Consider the following 18,148-nt stretch of genomic DNA (forward strand, 5'->3'; position numbering starts at 1 on the left):
TTGCGCCGGTATCAAATGTGGCACCCCTGTTAGTTGTTGATGTTGGGATTTTCTCCAACGATCTTCGGCGGAATGGGGAAAGCCATTTGATCGGTATTGGTGAGGGTGAATGTTTCTTTTATGTCGCCCGTTGCATCGTACACGTTATGTTTAAAGTTGATGGTATTGCCGAACAATGGGTCAACCGAAAGCCGGCGCATATCGAACCAGCGGTAGCCAGTAACCGCAAATTCGCGAATGCGTTCTTCCATTATGAATTGAAGCAATGCCATTTTGGATGCCTGGGCGGCGGCAGGTACAACGGCATCTGCGGCCGGCATGCGGTTCTTGCGTAAGTATTCCAGGTCGCTAACGGCGCCGGCGAGGTCTTCATCCCTTGCTTTTACTTCAGCCCTGAATAAATACAGCTCAGGCACGCGCAGGCCCCAGAAGCTTACGGAAGTGGAGCCTCTTCTATAGAGCTTCAAACCATTGGGGAATGTGAATGAATTGGCGAAATACCTGGTGAACCGCAGATCTGTAGGGCCATATAAGGCGGCGGTTTCAGGGGTAATGTATACCAGTGTTTGTGATGCGGTGATATAGCCATTCGTCATGTTTTTGGAATACACATTCTCTATATCGTTTACTGTAGTGGGATACCCTGGATTGGTGGTGTTAAAATTATAAAAGGTGGTTGACAGGGTCGATTGCCCCAGGTTGCTGATCGACTCGTTTAACAAGGGGAGGGCTTCTGCATACTTACCCATGAAGATGTATACTTTGGCCAGCAAACCCTGTGCTGTGGCTTTCGACACGCGAATGCGGTGTTGAACACCTGTATTTATGAGGTTGGGTATCGCCGTTGTAAGGTCGCTCACAATTTGATCATAAATGGCCTGTACGCTGGCTCTCCTGTAATCACCGGCGTTTACATCGGCTTTGGTGATCAGCGGAAAGCCGGGGTCGGTTGCCGCGGTAGCCGGGTTGTAGGGTTTGCCGTAATAATTAATGAGCAGGAGGTACGTCCAGGCGCGGCCGGTCAATGCTTCGGCCTGTAATGACCTTTTAACCGTTTCACTGCCTTCGGTCGATGTCATCACTTCCTCAATGATCTTGTTATAAATGTATAACCCTTTTACCGGTATCAGTGTTTCTGTGGCATCTACCTCGGGGGTATAAATGTCATAGTCCCACCTGAACAACTGCTTCTCCCTGAAGCTGGCGCCGCTCCAGGCGGGGTCTTTCATTACTACCTCATCGCCGAGGATGTGTTGGGCATTGGTGCCTATGTTTATCAGGTCGAGGTTGTTCAGCAACAGATCATAATCGCTGGTTTTCGTGGCTATAACTATTCCCTTGGGTTTTATTTCGAGGAACGATTTTTTACAGGATGCAGTAACCGCCAGTATCAATATGATCGTGGTATATTTATAAATTCTTCGCATGATAGTTCAAATTGATGATTAAAAGGAAAGGTTGGCGCCTAATGTCAATGTCTTTTGATTTACAGGAATTATCAGGTCCTGGAACTCGGGATCGATGCCATATTTGTTGGCCTTCCATACCAGTATATTGCTCATTTGCACCCTGAGTGTGATGCCCTGCGCATGCACCTTGTTTATAAGGTTCCTGGGCAGATCGTAAAACAGGGTGATGTCCCTGAGCTTTACAAAAGAAGCATCCACGAAATTGATATCGCCCCGGGTAAAGTATTCAAGATTGGTCAGGCCGCTATTGGGACTGGCATTTGTGAGGTAAGGGGGAATATCGGTAAACGCTTCATCACCGGGGTTTCTCCACCTGTTCAGAAAATCGGGTGAGACGTTGCTTGTCAGTCTGCCGCCAAAGGACAGGTTACGGAACCTTTGCATTACATGGCCCATCTGGTATACCAGATTAGCAGCCAGCCTGAAGTTTCCGTACCGGAAATTGTTGCTGAGGCCGCCGTTCCAGATGGGTTGGTAGGAGCCCATAAATACAATGTCTTCAGGTTTGGTGATGGATCTATCACTTGTTTCTTTACCATCAGCCAGCCTTACCAGCGGCGCGCCGGTATTATCAAGTCCGGCATAGTCATAGGCAAATGCGGCTCCGGCTGCGTAGCCTTCTACATAGGTCTGTGCTACCTGTGCGGCGCCTGTTGTTATAGGAGAGGCTGCGGTAAGTTTTGTTATTCTGTTCCGGTTGTAGGCAAACGTCAGGAATGTTTCCCAGGTGAAATCGCGGGTTTTGATATTCACCGAATTCAGGCTCACCTCAATTCCTTTGTTGCTGATGCTGCCCTGGTTACCTACAATGGCCGGCCAGCCATTTAAACTGTTGGGATAGATCAGCCCAAGCAGGTTATCCGTTTCCTTATCATACGCATCGATGCTTCCCGTGAGGCGGTAACTGAATAATGAGAAGTCGAGGCCAAGGTTAAGGGTGCGCGTGCTTTCCCAGGTTAATTTGGGATTGCCGGGTGTGGTTATGCGTATACCCACATTGTTGGGGAAGAAGGCGCTTCCCAATGGGCCGGTGATATCTTCGGAAGCGGCTGTGCCCGGGCCCGGCGAGTTACCAGTAATGCCATAAGTTAACCGCAACGCCAGTTGTTTTACCCAGTTCACGGGTTGCATGAACTCTTCATTACCGGCCGCCCATTTACCGCCGATACTCCATACCGGTTTGTTCTGGGCGCTTTTGTCTTTACCAAACAGGTTGCTCTGGTCAATACGCCAACTGGCGTTCAGCGTGTATTTCCTGTTGTACGTATATGCGGCATTGGCGTAATAAGAAGTAAAACGCGATGTGGTTTCGTTGGTGCTGAAAGCGTCATAGCCGAGCGTACTGGCCACGCCGCCATAATTGGGCCATACGGGGCTCATTATAAAACCACCCAAAGCTTTATAGTCAACCGCCTGCGATGTTAGCAGGTCTTCATCGAAACCTCTCACGCGGTTGGTGGCGCTGGTAACGAACTGTTCCTGCGCTTCCTGACCGGCCAGTGCGGTGAACTGGTGCTTGTTCCATGAACGGTCATACATCAACTGGTTCCTGATGGTCCAGTTGCGGTTGTCGCCGTTGATGGAGGTAAGCCGGCCGCCATTGGTTGGCAAATAATAAGTTGGTACTGTTGCCGGGGTCGGCGCTACTGTAAAGCTTACGATCTCTTTTCTTACCGTATAACTTTGCAGGCTTTCAAAATCGCGTTGTTTCCTGTTGCCTTTTATATATCCGTAGTTGCCTACAAAGCGCAAACCTTTAAAAATGTCCACTTCAACGCCGGCGTTCACCCGCGCCTGCATGAATTCGAATTTGGTATATCCGCGGTTGAATTCATCGAGCGGGTTATACTGTAAACTGATCCGGCTGCGTGCCTCCCACGACGCAAGTACAGAGTCTGATACGCCGTTGAGGTAATTGATATTCATATTTTTCCCGTCTGCATCCCGAAACAACTGGTAGGGGAGGAAGGAGTAGTTGGTTGAATAATTTCTTTTAGATGAACTGTTGTTGCTGCTGAGATCGGTAATAAGATTGAACCTTATGAATTTGGCAGGTTTAAAGTCCTGGCGGAAGTTGATCTTAAAATTCCTGTTCTTTTCGCCGGGCTGATCGGTTTTTGTATTGGTATAACTGAAGGAACCGTAGTAGGAATATTTGTCGCTGCCGCCGCTCAGCGACAGGGTATGGTTGCTGAGAACGGCTGAACGATAAAAGAGATCGCTGATCTGGCCATGGTTGCTGATATTGGCCAGGCTGTCGAGGCTGGCATTGGCCTGATCGTCGCTGATTAAACCACGCGCCTGATTGTATAGAATGATTTCATGGGGAGGAAGAATGCCGCCGCCATTGGGATACGAGTGCACGGTGCTCCAGGGGTATTGTGCCTGGTAACCCGGAGTATTGAATATTTCTTTGGCTGCATCGATGAACTGCCGGCTGCTCAGCACAGGCCTGTAATCAAGATCGGGCCGGCCCTGTATATTGGTGAACCCGCTATAGTTTACGCGCGTTTTGCTGTTGAATGCGCCTTTTTTAGTGGTTATTACAATTACGCCATTGGCTGCGCGGGCGCCCCAGATGGAAGCGGCGGTGGCATCTTTCAGCACCACGATGCTTTCAATATCCTGCGGGTTGATGGAGCTGAGACCGGGCATCAGCAATGGATCATCCTGCGGGTTAGGGCTTGCGAGGTCGGCCATTACCAGACCGTCAACAACAAACAAAGGCTGGTTGTTGGAGCCGCTGCGGCCCGCCGTACCGTTTGGATTCGGCGCACCGGTGGTGGCCAGACCGCGAATCAACAGCGGGGCCCTTGCCGGCGTCTGGTTCACTACGAGGCCGGGCACCAGCCCGTCGAGGCTTTGCAATACGTTCATAGATGTAGTACGGTTGCCTACCACGGCCATATCTACTTTGGTAAATGAACCGGCGCTTCTTTCCTTTGCAATGGTTTGGTAACCTGTATTGATCGTTACCTGTACTTCGTCTATGGTGGTGATCTTCGGCGCGGCGGTCAATACGGCGAGATCATTTCTTTTGTTCACTTTTACTTCAAAGGTTTCGATACTCACTCCGCTGAAGATCAGGGTGGCTTTTTCATCTATGCCCCTGAGCTCGAATGAACCGTCTTCTTTTGTGATCGTGCTCCTTTCCCTGCTGCCTTTTATTTCCACGGTTACCCCAAATACCGGTTTGCCATCGGGGCCTACCACTTTTCCTCTTACATCGATAGGCGGCTGCGGTGTTTCCGTTTGTTTGGGTGCGGCAGGCGCAGGTTTTACGATAATGGTTTTGTCTTCCATTTCCCAGGTGAGGGGCTGATTGGCGAAGCAGATTGCCAATACATTTTTGAGTGGAACATTGCGCACTTCAATATCTACCGTGCGCGATTGTTTCAATACTTCGCTGGAGTATACAAAGACATATCCGGTTTGCCGTTTTATTTCCCGGAAGATCTTTACCAACGGGGCATTTTTCTCCTGAAGTGTAACTTGCTGCGCATTCACCCCTGCGCTTGCATGCAGGCAGGCTACCAGTAGCATAACTGCAGTTAATTTCATCGTCATGAGCAGTTGTTTGGTTAACAGGGCAGGGCGTACAATTCCCATACCCCCACAAAGAGCAATTTTCATACTTTTGTCTTGTTTGGGTTTTACGTTAAAAAGCAGTCTTGAACCGATTGTATATAACAGGTTAAATCCAGGCTACTCACCGCTTCGGCTCCTAACCCGAGGCGGTTTTTGTTTTGGCTAACCCCTGATAAGGCTAATATTTTTTAACGGTCACTTTTTTGCCCTCGATAGAGAAACGCAGTCCGCCCGTTTTTTCAAGCATGTTCAGCACCTTCGATACATTCACCTGCCGCTTTATAGTTCCGTTGAAGTGTTGGGTAAATGCGCCGTCAAAAACCACCTGCACATCATACCATCTTTCTAATTGTTTCATCACGGATTGAATATCAGTTTCGTTGAACTCGAAAAATCCGTTCTTCCAGGCCATTACCTGGTCCATATCAGGTGAATGGTCAATGGTGAATGGTGAATTGTCAAGAGCAATTGCCTGTTCACCCGGTTTTAACATTGACCATTTACCATTGACCATTGACGCCACCCGAACGCTTCCTTCAAGCAAAGCCACTTTTGTTTCCCTGTCATCATCATAAGCACTCACATTAAAGTGTGTGCCCAGCACCTTCACCTGGGCCCCCCCTTGCCCCCCCGGCCGGGGGGGAACAGTAACTATGAAGGGCATTTTCTTTGCCTCCCCTCCTCCGGAGGGGGTTGGGGGGAGGCTTTCGTGCGCCACTTCAAAATAAGCTTCCCCGTTCATGTTCACTTTTCTTTCCCTGCCAACAAATGCAATGGGGTAAGTGATCGAACTGCCTGCGTTCAGCCATACTTTGCTACCATCGGCCAATGTGATATCGATTACCTGGCTGCCCCTCGGGTTGGTAAGCGTATTATAGGCAACTGTATTGGCGGCCCCAGAATAAACGAGTTTGCCATCGGCCGTTTTTGTGAGCTGCACATTGTTCTGTGCCAGGGCGGTAACACTGTCGAGCGCAATTGTTTGGCCGTTGGCCAGGGTAATGGTGGCCCTGGTTGCCTGCGGCGCAGGAACATCGTTCTCCACCGGTTGTACAGCGGTCACTTCGCCGGCTGGTTTTTTACCGGTCTTGAAAAAGAACAGGTAACCGCCTACACTTACAGCGGCGATAACAGCGGCGGCTACAGCTATTCGCTCCCATTTACGCGAAGGGTTCATGGGAATAACAGGGGTGCTGCCGCTTTGCGGCTTTATGGCCGCATACAATCTTTCCGATTGTTCGCTGTTGAGCCGAACGCTTCGGTCAACACCCTGGCGTATTGTTTCAAGTGCCTGTTCTACAGCGGTTTTTTGGTCGTCGGCCTCAATGATCTCCATCAATTCTTCCAGTTCTTCGGGCGTTTCCGTACGGTCAAGGTATCGTTGAAACAGGTATTCAATTCTTTCCTGATTAAGCATAGTTGGTTTGATTAGATATAAGCAAAGGTTTAGTGCGGCAATACATACCTATAGTACTGACGCATGGGAGAAAATACAGGGCGACACGCCCGTAATATTTTTTTATTAATTTTTTAAAAGGAAGGAGAGCAAAATGGTGGCAATGGCGAGGCGCATTTCAAGATAGGTCCTGATGCCTGTCACCGCGCGGCGAAGATGTTCTTTAACGGTGTTGCGGCTAATGTTCAGTTCGGCGGCTATTTCTTCGTAGGTTAAACCGGCTTCGCGGCTGAGTTTATAAATGCGGCGTTGCTGCTCAGGCAGTTGATTGATGGCGGCATTCACCAGGTCGCGGTTTTCGCGGGTGATGAGGATGTCTTCGGCAGTGGCCACCTGCTGGCCGGTTTGTAATTCGTGCGCGGTTTTCGCTTTGCGGTCGAGCGCTATTTTGCGCAGTGCGGTATAACAAAGATTGCGGGTAATGGTAAAGAACCAGTTTTCAAATTTCAGGATCTCAGGCAGTTCGTCACGATGCTGCCAAAGTTTCATAAAACTGTCCTGCACAATTTCTTCGGCCAGTGGAACCAGCCGGGTAATGCCAAGGGCAAAAGCGTACACTTCATCTTTGTGGTGGTCATATAACTGCCTGAAGGCGCTTTCGTCACCGCCGGCCAGCCGGTGAAGCAGTTCCCTTTCATTATATGTTGTGTTTTGTTGCAAAAGCTTATATGCCGACAATATAATAAATATGCATAAAAATATGTAAAATCAATATTTGACCAATGTATTTGATGCTTATTGTATAAAAGCTAAAAGGCTGCCTCTTTTCAGAGACAGCCTTTCGTCCTTGTTATGAAAACACCTGTTCTACTTTACAATTGTGAATGTGATGGTTTTTGCTGTACCTGCCGTAGTACCAGCAGAAGGGGTAGCCTTCAGGGTATAGGTTCCGGTTGCAGGCGGGTTCCAGTTACCATAATAAAAGTTACCAGATCCATTATCGCCATGCAGGGCGAACGGAGCAGCATCGTCTGTAAATGTTTTGCTTTGTTTGCCGCTCAATTGAAACTTCACATTTTTTACATCTGTTGTAACAACCGCACGGATGTTCACTTTCTTCAGCTTCAATTTGCTCAGGCTGATGGTTTGTCCGTTTACGATCGACTGTACATCTTTTTCCGTTTCTGAGTTAACCAGTTTGAAGTCAGTTACGCTCATAGTTTTCGATGGCGTTAATGTCGTGGTGGTTTGGGTAGTTGTATCTGTTGCCGGCGGCGGAGGTACAGTACCGCCTGGTGTGGGCGCCATATCGGCATAAGTAGCATTCTCGTTGCCAATTTTGATATCATCAAAATAAAGTACCCTTATATTTGTTTGAGTGGTGCCGGTGCCATTCCAGTTTGATTTATACACACCCATTTTTATATTGGGATTGTGAATATCACCGCTTATCGCATACATGTTGGCGCCTGAGCGGTTCATGATCTTAACACCATCGCGCCAGATCTCAATTAAACCGTCAGAACCCGAAGCGTGTTTAATGTGCATAACATAAGCATGCCATTTGTCTTTATCGAAAACACCCAGATCGAACCAAGTGCCCAGGATCCTTATATATAATTTGTCTGCTTTTACCCGTAAGCAAAGAGCCGGTGTTTTGCCACCGCCCTGGTGCCATTGGGTAATAACATCGTCATCGGTGTCATATTTATATTGAGCCGCAGGCGCATACATCGCATAGGAATACCAGCGGTTCAGGTTGGCTGTTTCAGGAAAACTGATCTCTGTTCTTGTACCATTCTTAATTTCAGGATCGGTATCCCTTAATTCGAAACGAGCCGATTTTACGCCCTGGTAGGCGGGGTTTGAAACAGTGGTGATACCGTAAGAAGTAGCTACCTGTTTGCTTACACCGGTACTAAAGAAAGAGGCGCCTTCAAGGTTGTCGGCCCAAAGAAGGTTGCCAATGGCTTTGGTTGAAACAGGCGCATTTAACGCACGCTCATCATAGGTTTGTTCTATTGTCGCTTTTTTGCACGATACGATAGAAGCCATTAACAGGGAAGCAGCCAGTAAGCGTTGGTTGGAACGGATAAAATTGGTTGTTGTACGCATTGAAGTTTTCATTTGAGGTTATTGATTGAATTTTTCTAAGGATACGTGATGATTTTTTTATTTCGTCACTACAGCATAATAACTCACCATGCGAGGGGATTGTTATGTGGCGTTTTATTCGATTCCGCGAATTATGCAGTAATTCTTACTGCCCGCAGGGAAAATGCTTAACGTTTTTGCCGAAGGATTTCTTAGTTCCCGTTTAAGAGTGGAAAAGACAATTTTACGCAGGGTCGCAATATTCATCTTTCAACGGAGTGGTTTACCCTGACAGGTGAGAGAAAAATAAGGCCAAATACCGCATAAATCAGGGGTTACTGCTTAGTGCGTTCATCGGCTTATGCACGGTATAAAATAATTTGAATTTTCTGTGACGTTTTTTTCTGCAGGCAGGTTCTTAAAGTACTATAATAAATAATAAACAACGATGAAAATTGTAAAGGTAACTTACACAGTTAATCCGGGTGTTGTAGCAGCCAACCGGGAAAATGTAAAAAAGTTTGTAAATGACATCAGGGCGCTGAACAATTCCGCCATCAGGTATATCGGTTACCTCGCCGGCGATGGCAAAACATTTATCCATATCGGTGCATTCGATAATGACGAGGCGCAAAAACAATTGCCCGACCTGCCTTCTTTTAAATCATTTTAACAACAACGAAATGCAGTGGGCCGGAGGCGCCGGAAAATCTGGAGATCATTCAGGTGGTAGCAGCATCGTACCATCTTTTTGAGTAACAGGCAAATGCAAAAAACGGGCTACTACTATAAAGGTTACTTTTGTGGCATGGAACGGGTTTTTTAATAGTTTACCTGAGCTGGAAACTGCCCATTCAGCATTCAGCTGGCCTAAAACCAATTTTATGTCAAAAAGAGAAGCTATATTTCTGATCACCATTGTAGTAGTCGTTATCGGCGGGTTCTATTATTATATGAAATATGTTTTTGAGCCGGCGCCGAAACAGCCTGCCGATGTGCTGGTAGCGAACACGGATGCAAAACCTGCCCCAAAGCCGAACAATAATGAATGGCGCTTGCCGGGTGTACTGAAAGAGATCTCGGCAAACGTTTTCAGTGATAATGATCACATGGCCTGTATACAGGACAATGATGGAATAATTTTTATATATAACCTGCAAAGCAGGCGCATAGATGGTAAAATTCCTTTTGCCGGAAATGGTGATTATGAAGGGCTGGCCAAAGTGCAAAACAGCTGGTATGTATTGCGGTCAGATGGTTTTTTGTTCGAGGTGCAGGAGCAGTCCGGCGCAAAACCGATAGTTACAACCTATGATCTGCCCCTTACTGTAGAAAATGAAACCGAGGCTTTATGTTACGATAGTGCGAATAACAGGCTGCTCGTTGGGGTTAAAGAAAAGGACCTGACGGAAAAAGATAAAAAAGGCGTTTATGGTTTCGATCTCAAAACAAAGAAAATGAGCACCGACGCGGTTTTTTATCTTGAATCGCCAAAAAAGGAGAATGATAAGGACGGGAAGAAAGACAGGGACGACGATGATAAAGGAAAAGAAAAGAAAAAGAAAAAAGACAGGTCGGGCATCAAACCGTCGGGTATTGCCATCGAGCCCGGCACCGGCGACCTGTATATCCTCGATGGTCCGTCATCGCGGCTGATTACAGCCGATTCAAAAGGCAGGATCAAATCCAACGTTCAACTCGATAAACACACATTTCCACAACCCGAAGGCTTGTGTTTCAGCCCGGGCGGCGACCTGTATATTTCAAGCGAAGGCGGCAAGAACGGGCAGGGGGTAATTGTAAAATTCAAACCGGAGGTTACGCCATAAGTAATACTGAATGGTGTTTTTATACCCATACAACACGGGCAAAGGCGTACATCTTTGCCTGCACAAAAAGCAAAATGGCGTACCGCCCCGGAATTCGAAGTATTGAGAAAGCGGATAAAAAGCGGGTTGCCGCCGGTAAACTGACCGGTTATTTTATAATGCCTTCAGCCCGTTTCCGGATATACTCCCAGTTGATCACGCTCCACCAGGCAGTGATATAGTCGGGCCGTTTGTTCTGGTATTTCAGGTAATAGGCGTGTTCCCATACATCGAGTCCCAATACGGGAATACCTTTTATGGGTGCTACATCCATCAGCGGGTTGTCCTGGTTGGGAGTAGAGGTAACCGCCAGTTTTTTATCGTTGGTATATATCAACCAGGCCCAGCCGCTGCCGAACCGGTCTTTGGCGGCATTGTTGAACTGGGTTTTAAATGCTTCGGGCGAGCCAAAATCCCGCGTTATCATGTCAGCCAGCTTACCCGAAGGCGCATTGCTGCCGCCCGGCGCTTTCAGCGATTTCCAGAATAATTCATGATTATAATGGCCGCCGGCGTTGTTACGCATTTTATCGGTGTATCTCGAAACGTTGTTCAGTAACTTTTCTATGGATGTTGAGGCCGTATTCACCTGTTCCGCTTTTACCGCATCGGCCAGGTTTTTGGCATACGTAGCTGCATGTTTGGTATAATGAATTTCCATGGTAAGGGCATCTATGGCCGGTTCAAGCGCCTTATATGAATAACCCAACGGCGTTTGCTGCCAGCCGATATCGTTCATGTCGGCTGCGAAGTTTACCCGAGCGTTCTCCCCGGCCAGTGAGGCCAGGGCAGGCATAGCCAGCACACAGCCCAAACCGGCTTTTCCGGTATTCATTAAAAAGCGGCGCCGGCTGAAAGTATTTTCATTTTTCATAATGCTATATGGGTTTGAAGTAGAACCAAATGCAAAATTCAGGCCCCGGGTTGCTGTTCGTAAAAAAATAAACCTTGAAATTATTCTGTAGAATGCTGAACAGTTATATTGCCTGTTTATGACAGCAACCGGAATAAATAAGAACGTGTTTAAGGTAGCGCTGGTACTGGGCTGGCTGCTGGTATCGGTGGTGGGGTTTATGGTAAAACTTCCCCGCGGCTTCAGGCATTACGACAAAGAATTACATGCCGCTTTTTATTTTATGGCTGCCGCCTTTCTGAACATCCTGTTCACGAATGGAAAGTTCACCAGGCACATTCTTATTTTCGGATTGCTATACCTGTTCAGTATTTCAATAGAATACGCACAGGAATATTCGAACAAACTGTTGCATAAACGGATCCACGGCCGGTTCGACCCGGAAGACGTTAAATACAATCTTCGCGGGTTGATCGCCTTTTCCATATTATGGGCGCCTTACCGGCTTGTTATGTCGGTTTACAACAGGTTTAAACTGAAGGATACCCCTGAACCCGGCGCGCGGGAATGACCGGTTCATTGCGAGTTCACTTCCCCGGTATTTCCTGGGCTTATTTCTTCCTGCTGACATAAGGTTGTCACTGCGATGGCCTTACTTTGTACCATTCAAACTCAAAAAGTATGTTGCCGTTAAAAGAGCTGTATTCTCCTGCATTTTACGACCAGGTAGGGGATGTTTTTTCAGAGATAGTTCCGGGGTTCAACAAAGCGGTTTTTATAAAAAAGATCTATTCTTCCGGCTTTAAAAAAATGGAATTGAAGGAGCGGATGCGCCATACCACTTCGGTATTGCACGAATTTCTGCCGGCTAAATTTCCCGCTGCCGCCAGGATCATAAAAAAAGCCATCGTGCAATTCAGGAAGCGGGGTTGGGGTGAAGGCCGGCTTGAGTATATGTTCCTGCCCGATTATATTGAGGTATATGGTATCGATGATCTTGATGCGGCAACGGATGTTATTGAGTATACAACACAATTTGTAAGCTGTGAGTTTGCCGTACGGCCATTTCTTTTGAAATATGAAAAACCCATGATCGCTCAAATGCAGCGCTGGGCAAAACATGAAAATCATAAAGTGCGCAGGCTGGCCAGTGAAGGCATGCGGCCCCGGCTGCCATGGGGCATGGCGGTACCCGCGCTCAAAAAACAACCGGCGGAAGTACTGATCGTACTGGAGCAGTTAAAAACGGATCCTTCTGAATGGGTGCGCAAAAGTGTGGCCAATTGTTTAAACGACATTGCAAAAGACCACCCCGTGCTGGCTGTAAGCACAGCAAAGCGCTGGATGGGAATCAGCCGGGAAACCGACGCCATTGTAAAACATGGCTGCAGAACGCTTTTAAAACAGGGACATGTGGAAGTGCTGGGCCTGTTCAGCCTTGCACATAGCCCCAATATAAAATTGCTGAGTTATAATTTGTCTACCACGAAGGTGCGCATTGGAGAGAACCTGCAGTTTACGGTAAGCATACATAACAAAGATGATCGTGCGCTCACCGTACGTTTGGAATATGGCATCTATTACCTGCGAAAGAACGGAACGCATTCAAAGAAGGTGTTCAAGATCAGCGAACGGCAGTTTATGGCCGGTGAAAAAGCCACCATCACACGCAAACAAAGTTTTAAAATAATTACCACCCGCAAATATTATCCGGGTAAACATAAAGTATCGATCATTATCAACGGGCGCGAACAAAAGACGGAATTTTTTGAAGTGCTTTCATAAACATAACTGTTACACTTCGGCAGCAACTTTCGCATATTTATTACGGTATTCAATGGGTGTTAAACCGGTTACCCGTTTGAAGATATCGCGGAATGCCTTGGTATCGGTATAACCCACATCGAGCATTACTTCCAGCACGTTCTTCTGCGATCCTTCAAAATATTGCTTGGCGGCTTCAACCCGAACGCGTTGAATATATTCCTTCACGGTGTTGTTGGTAGCCTGTTTGAACCTGCGTTCAAAAGTGCGGTGACCGGCATTGATCTTTTCGGCCAGTACTTCTATCGTCAGCTTTTCGGTATAATTCTTTTCAATAAAATCCTGCACGCCGAGAATATCGGAATCGTTATGGTTTCGCTGGCCTTTGAAAATGGCAAATACATCCTGGCTGTTCCTGTCAATATCCAGTGCAAAATGTTTTGAGATCAGTACCGCAAGATCGCGGTTGGCGAATTTTTCTACCAGGTAAAGAACCAGGTTCCAGAGGCTGGTGGCGCCGCCGCTGCTATAAATGTTATCAATCGCGGTTATGATAGCGCCATCCACTACTTCTATTTGCGGGTATCGTTGTTTGAATTGATCTATAAAGTTCCAGTGTGTTGAACATTTTTTACCATTCAGTATGCCCGATTCAGCCAGTATAAATGCGCCCAGGCATAAACTTGCCACGCTGCTTCCCTGGTTATATAGCCTTTGAATATACGGGATGGCGGCTGCATTGGCATTGATACCGGCAACGATATCGCCATAGGCCGGCGGAATTACCAGCAGATCGGTTTTGGTAACATCCTTCAGCAGCCTGTCTGTTTTTATAGAGTACTCCCCGTCATTGGCAGATACATATTCGTTGAGGCCAACGTATTCTACCTCGAAGGCCGGTTGTTTACCAAATGATACAAGGAATTCATTGGCAGTTTTGAATGTGCGGTAGGCGGGAGTAAGCGCCTCTATGACTGCGGTTTCCGGAACAAAAACAGATACTTGCATATCGGGTAAAATGTTTAATGTCAAATATAATAAACGATTTGTCACGAACAACCCCTGAACTTGTCGTTTTTGCCCTCATTATCCTGTAAGGGGAAGACTAATTTTGGGTATTCTACTATTGAGTAATAAAACTAATTGGTGATGACGGAAGTAAAACGGTCGTTTATCGTATTTCTTACCTTCAGTGGTCAGTGCCGGCAGGCATTGGAGCACTACCAGAAATGTTTTGGCGGCGACCTGGAACTGCAAACGTTAGGCGATGCGGCCGGTTGCTGGAAAATGGATAAGCGCATTCGTGATGTGGTAGTATGTGCCACCCTTACCAATGATTATTTTAAACTGGCGGCATCCGACCTGCCCGACGATGCTGGTGTTGTTATCGGGAATAACATCAGTATATTGATCGAATGTGGCTCAAACAGTGAGCGCGACAGGTTACATGCGCTTTTGTCTGAAACGAAAAGCGTGCGTAAAAAGGGCAGCAATAAAATGATAACTGTGGTTGACAAATATCATGTGAACTGGATATTAAGCGTTGATTGATGTTGCTTTTTGCAGCTTAGGCGCCATGCCACGCAACTATGCAGATCGAATAAGCAGTTCCTTTTTTATTGGCCATTGACCACTCGCCATTCTCCGCTGCATCCCTTATACAGTCATATTAATGTAAAAATGACGTATATTTATTGCCATGAAACGATTTGCCATTACCGCCATGATGGGGCTGCCTTTATTTACAGCCGCCCAGGGCCCTGTTGCCACATTCAAACCCACGCAAATTCAACTGCAACCCGGCATATTCAAAGAGGCAGAAAATACAGACCTTAAATATATTATGTCGCTAAACCCCGACCGGCTGCTGGCGCCTTTTCTCCGCGAGGCGGGCCTGACGCCCAAAGCGGCCAGTTATCCCAACTGGGAGAACACGGGGTTAGATGGCCATATCGGCGGCCATTATCTATCAGCCCTTTCTTTAATGTATGCTTCCACCGGTGATAAAAAAGTGCTGGAGCGATTGAACTACATGCTTACGGAATTAAAAAAATGCCAGGATAAAAACGGCGACGGGTATATTGGCGGTGTGCCCGGCAGCAAAACGTTCTGGGCCGAACTGGCAGCCAATAAAGTAACAGTAGGCAGTTTTGATATCAATAAGAAATGGGTACCTTTTTATAATATTCATAAAACCTTTGCCGGTTTAAAGGATGCCTGGCTGCATGCCAACAGCGGGCTGGCTAAAAAAATGCTTATTGCTTATTCCAACTGGCTGCTGAATACAACAAAAGGGCTCAGCGACAGCGATATCCAGCATTTGCTGAGGTCGGAACATGGCGGTATGAATGAAGTGCTGGCAGAAGTATCGGTCATAACCGGCGATAAAAAATACCTTGAACTGGCACGCAGGTTTTCCCATCAAATTATAAAAGAACCGCTTGCTAACCGGCAGGATAAACTTACCGGCATGCACGCCAATACGCAGATCCCGAAGATCATCGGGTTCGAACGCATTGCCGGTTTAAGCGGTGACAGCACATATCATATAGCTGCCCGCTTTTTCTGGGAAACGGTAGTAAACAACCGAACTGTGGCTATTGGCGGACATGGCGTGCGCGAACATTTTCACCCACCAGATAATTTCTCATCGATGACCACCAGCGAGCAGGGACCGGAAACCTGCAATTCATATAATATGCTAAAGCTGTCGAAAGCATTGTATGAGTCGGAAGGGTTGGCAAAGTATATCGACTATTACGAAAGAACGCAGTACAATCATATTCTCTCAAGCCAGCATCCGGAAAAAGGTGGTTTTGTTTATTTCACGCCCATGCGGCCCGGTCATTACCGTGTTTATTCGCAGCCGGAAACCAGTTTCTGGTGCTGTGTAGGGTCGGGATTGGAGAACCACGCCAAATACAACGAACTTATTTATGCGCATACCGCCAATGCGTTGTATGTAAACCTTTTTATTCCGTCAAAAGTGAACTGGCAGCAGCAGGGGGTAGTGCTTTCCCAGCAAACCCGCTTCCCCGATGAAGAAACGACAACCCTCACGATCGATGCAGTTAAGAAACCTGATTTTACATTGAAGGTTCGTTACCCGGTTTGGGTAGCGCCCAATGCAATGGTAGTTACCGTGAACGGAGAGAAAGTGAACTATAATGCCCAGCCGGCTTCCTTCATAGCTATAAAAAGAAAATGGAAAAAAGGCGATAAGATCACGGTTACGTTGCCAATGCGTACTACAACGGAGCAAATGCCCGGCGGCTCAGATTATGTGGCCGTATTGCATGGGCCCATTGTACTCGCGGCTAAAACCGGTACCAGTGATCTTACCGGCATATACGCCGATGACAGCCGCGGCGGACATATTGCCAATGGTAAAAAATACCCGGTACAACAAATGCCGATGTTTGTAAGCCCCAATGCAAATATCGCACAGCAGATCAAAGCCGTTCCCGGAAAGAACTTTACCTACACCGCATCGGAGCTCATCTATCCGGAAAACGCAAAAGCATTGGAGTTGATTCCTTTCTTTCGTTTGCACGATGCGCGTTATGTGATCTACTGGCGGCAGTTAAGTCCGGAAAAGTTACAGGTAGAACAACAAAGGATAGCCGAAGAGGAAGCGGCAAAACAAAAACTGGATGCCATAACGCTCGATATGGTAACAGCAGGGGAGCAGCAGCCAGAATCGGACCACTTCATTGAAAGCGAGCACTCCGGCACCGGAAGCTTTAATGATCGTCACTGGCGCGATGCCAAAGGCTGGTTCAGTTATAAATTGACAGACAAAGAAAAAAAGGCCGACCGCTTACAGGTAACTTATGCCGGCCGGGATAAAGACCGCAGGTTTACCATCCTTGTGAATAACCAGCCGGTACAGGAGGTTACATTAACCGGTAACAACGACAATTCTTTCTATACGGTAGATTACCCCCTGCCGCCCGCCCTTGTGCAGCAGGGCAACGGAACGCTCACTGTAAAGTTTCAGGCAGCCGCCGGTTCGGTAGCGGGCGGGGTGTATGAAGTAAGGTTGTTGAAAAAGTGATCTTTTCAAAATAACGCGGTAAAACATTGAACGGCCTTTCGGAGTGAAAACCGAAAGGCCGTTTTTTCCTGTACGATCCTGAACTATCTTCTAAAGTGATTGTTTAAAACTAATAGGCCAACCTGCCTGTTCCTGCCTCTTTCCTGCCGTTCGAGCCTTTATCCAAACACCTCAGTTCTGTACCGGATGTAAATCAAACTTTTAAAAATAACATCTATGCGCTCGATGTGGAAAGGGTCGATCGGGTTCGGCCTGGTTAACATTCCTGTGAGAATGTATGTGGCAACGGATGAAAGCTCCATTTCCTTTGTACAGCTCGACAAAAAAACGCATTCCCGCGTCAAGTATAAAAAAGTGAGCGAGCTTTCGGGAAAGGAGTTGCACCAGGAAGATATTGTAAAAGGTTACCAGGTAGGGGACGATTTTGTGATCGTTGACGATGCCGATTTTGAAAAGGCCGCCCCCGAAAAGATCGATCACCTTGAAATTACCCAGTTCATCGATGAAAAGGAAATCGACGCGGTATATTATGAGAAGCCGTATTACCTTGAACCCGATAAAATGGGCGCAAAAGCCTATGTGTTATTGCGCGATGCATTAAAGAAAGAAGGGAAGGCGGCGCTGGGTCCATTGGTGTATCATAATAAAGAATGGGTTTGTTTAATAAAACCGCTTCGCAAGGTGCTGGTCCTGCACCGGCTTCGTTTTTCCGATGAGATCAGGAGCGAAGCGGGACTGGTGGTGCCCGACACCCCGGCAAAACCTGAAGAGCTGAAAATGGCCAGCATGCTAATTGCCCAGCTTACCAGGCCGTTCAAACCTGAAGATTACCGCGATACCTATTCTGAAAAACTGATGAAGGTGATCGAGGCGAAGGCAAAAGGAAAATCTACCGGCAAACCGCTTAAAGTGGTGCACAATGCTACCACCAGCGATCTGATGGATAAACTGAAAGCAAGTCTTAAATCAAAACCGGCCAGTAAAAAGGCCTCATAACCAGGTTCCACAAAAAAATAGTACCGTGTTGCCACGGTACTTATTTAATAGAAAACAACCAAA

The 18,148-nt window shown here is 47.1% G+C and carries 14 protein-coding genes; 7 read left to right on the top strand and 7 right to left on the bottom strand.

Annotation, left to right across the window (positions count from 1 at the left end; all coding sequences use genetic code 11):
* Nucleotides 1-29: 29 nt before the first annotated feature.
* The 5 genes from A4R26_RS16185 to A4R26_RS16205 all read right to left on the bottom strand — a co-directional run bounded on the left by A4R26_RS16185 (nt 30) and on the right by A4R26_RS16205 (nt 8,568).
* Nucleotides 30-1,427: a RagB/SusD family nutrient uptake outer membrane protein gene (locus tag A4R26_RS16185; protein WP_081164786.1), complete on the bottom strand. Its 1,398-nt coding sequence runs from the start codon at nt 1,425-1,427 to the stop codon at nt 30-32.
* Nucleotides 1,428-1,445: 18 nt separating this feature from the next.
* Nucleotides 1,446-5,102 carry a SusC/RagA family TonB-linked outer membrane protein gene (locus tag A4R26_RS16190; RefSeq protein WP_081164789.1) on the bottom strand — a complete coding sequence of 1,219 codons (3,657 nt, stop codon included), beginning with the start codon at nt 5,100-5,102 and terminating at the stop codon, nt 1,446-1,448.
* Between the two features lie 133 nt (nt 5,103-5,235).
* A complete protein-coding gene (locus A4R26_RS16195) occupies nt 5,236-6,474 on the bottom strand; it encodes a FecR family protein (protein ID WP_081164792.1) in 1,239 nt (412 codons plus the stop codon).
* Between the two features lie 105 nt (nt 6,475-6,579).
* Nucleotides 6,580-7,173: an RNA polymerase sigma factor gene (locus A4R26_RS16200; protein ID WP_165760300.1), complete on the bottom strand. Its 594-nt coding sequence runs from the start codon at nt 7,171-7,173 to the stop codon at nt 6,580-6,582.
* A 147-nt stretch (nt 7,174-7,320) separates the two neighbouring features.
* The gene (locus A4R26_RS16205) at nt 7,321-8,568 is read right to left on the bottom strand and encodes a polysaccharide lyase family 20 protein (protein ID WP_165760301.1); all 1,248 of its coding nucleotides are present in this window, start codon (nt 8,566-8,568) and stop codon (nt 7,321-7,323) included.
* A gap of 427 nt (nt 8,569-8,995) precedes the next feature.
* On the opposite strand from A4R26_RS16205, the gene A4R26_RS16210 reads away from it, so the two are divergent.
* Together A4R26_RS16210 and A4R26_RS16215 are read left to right on the top strand one after the other, a co-directional pair.
* Nucleotides 8,996-9,220, top strand: coding sequence for a hypothetical protein (locus tag A4R26_RS16210; RefSeq protein ID WP_081164801.1), 225 nt, complete (start codon nt 8,996-8,998; stop codon nt 9,218-9,220).
* Nucleotides 9,221-9,431: 211 nt separating this feature from the next.
* Entirely contained in the window at nt 9,432-10,376 is a 945-nt protein-coding gene (locus A4R26_RS16215) for an SdiA-regulated domain-containing protein (RefSeq protein WP_133054702.1), read from the top strand.
* 148 nt (nt 10,377-10,524) lie between these two features.
* On the opposite strand, the gene A4R26_RS16220 is transcribed toward A4R26_RS16215, so the two are convergent.
* Nucleotides 10,525-11,289 (bottom strand): superoxide dismutase, encoded by a 765-nt coding sequence (locus A4R26_RS16220; protein ID WP_081164807.1) that lies wholly within the window; start codon nt 11,287-11,289, stop codon nt 10,525-10,527.
* Nucleotides 11,290-11,407: 118 nt separating this feature from the next.
* Between A4R26_RS16220 and A4R26_RS16225 the strand changes: the two genes are divergently transcribed.
* Together A4R26_RS16225 and A4R26_RS16230 are read left to right on the top strand one after the other, a co-directional pair.
* Complete coding sequence (locus tag A4R26_RS16225) at nt 11,408-11,839, top strand: hypothetical protein (protein WP_081164810.1); 432 nt, start codon at nt 11,408-11,410, stop codon at nt 11,837-11,839.
* A gap of 110 nt (nt 11,840-11,949) precedes the next feature.
* Nucleotides 11,950-13,053: a DNA alkylation repair protein gene (locus A4R26_RS16230; protein WP_081164813.1), complete on the top strand. Its 1,104-nt coding sequence runs from the start codon at nt 11,950-11,952 to the stop codon at nt 13,051-13,053.
* Nucleotides 13,054-13,062: 9 nt separating this feature from the next.
* Here A4R26_RS16230 and A4R26_RS16235 read toward each other — a convergent pair whose 3' ends face one another.
* A complete protein-coding gene (locus A4R26_RS16235; RefSeq protein WP_081164816.1) occupies nt 13,063-14,040 on the bottom strand; it encodes a GlxA family transcriptional regulator in 978 nt (325 codons plus the stop codon).
* Between the two features lie 141 nt (nt 14,041-14,181).
* Between A4R26_RS16235 and A4R26_RS16240 the strand changes: the two genes are divergently transcribed.
* From A4R26_RS16240 to ku, 3 genes are all read left to right on the top strand, one after another.
* Nucleotides 14,182-14,583 (top strand): VOC family protein, encoded by a 402-nt coding sequence (locus A4R26_RS16240; RefSeq protein WP_081164819.1) that lies wholly within the window; start codon nt 14,182-14,184, stop codon nt 14,581-14,583.
* Nucleotides 14,584-14,731: 148 nt separating this feature from the next.
* On the top strand, nt 14,732-17,089 hold the full coding sequence (locus tag A4R26_RS16245) for a glycoside hydrolase family 127 protein (protein WP_081164822.1): 2,358 nt from the start codon (nt 14,732-14,734) through the stop codon (nt 17,087-17,089).
* A gap of 216 nt (nt 17,090-17,305) precedes the next feature.
* Nucleotides 17,306-18,085 (top strand): non-homologous end joining protein Ku, encoded by a 780-nt coding sequence (gene ku / locus A4R26_RS16250; protein ID WP_081164825.1) that lies wholly within the window; start codon nt 17,306-17,308, stop codon nt 18,083-18,085.
* The last annotated feature ends 63 nt before the right edge of the window (nt 18,086-18,148 follow it).

It is taken from the genome of Niastella populi (assembly GCF_002078015.1).
Classification (GTDB): Bacteria; Bacteroidota; Bacteroidia; order Chitinophagales; family Chitinophagaceae; genus Niastella; species Niastella populi.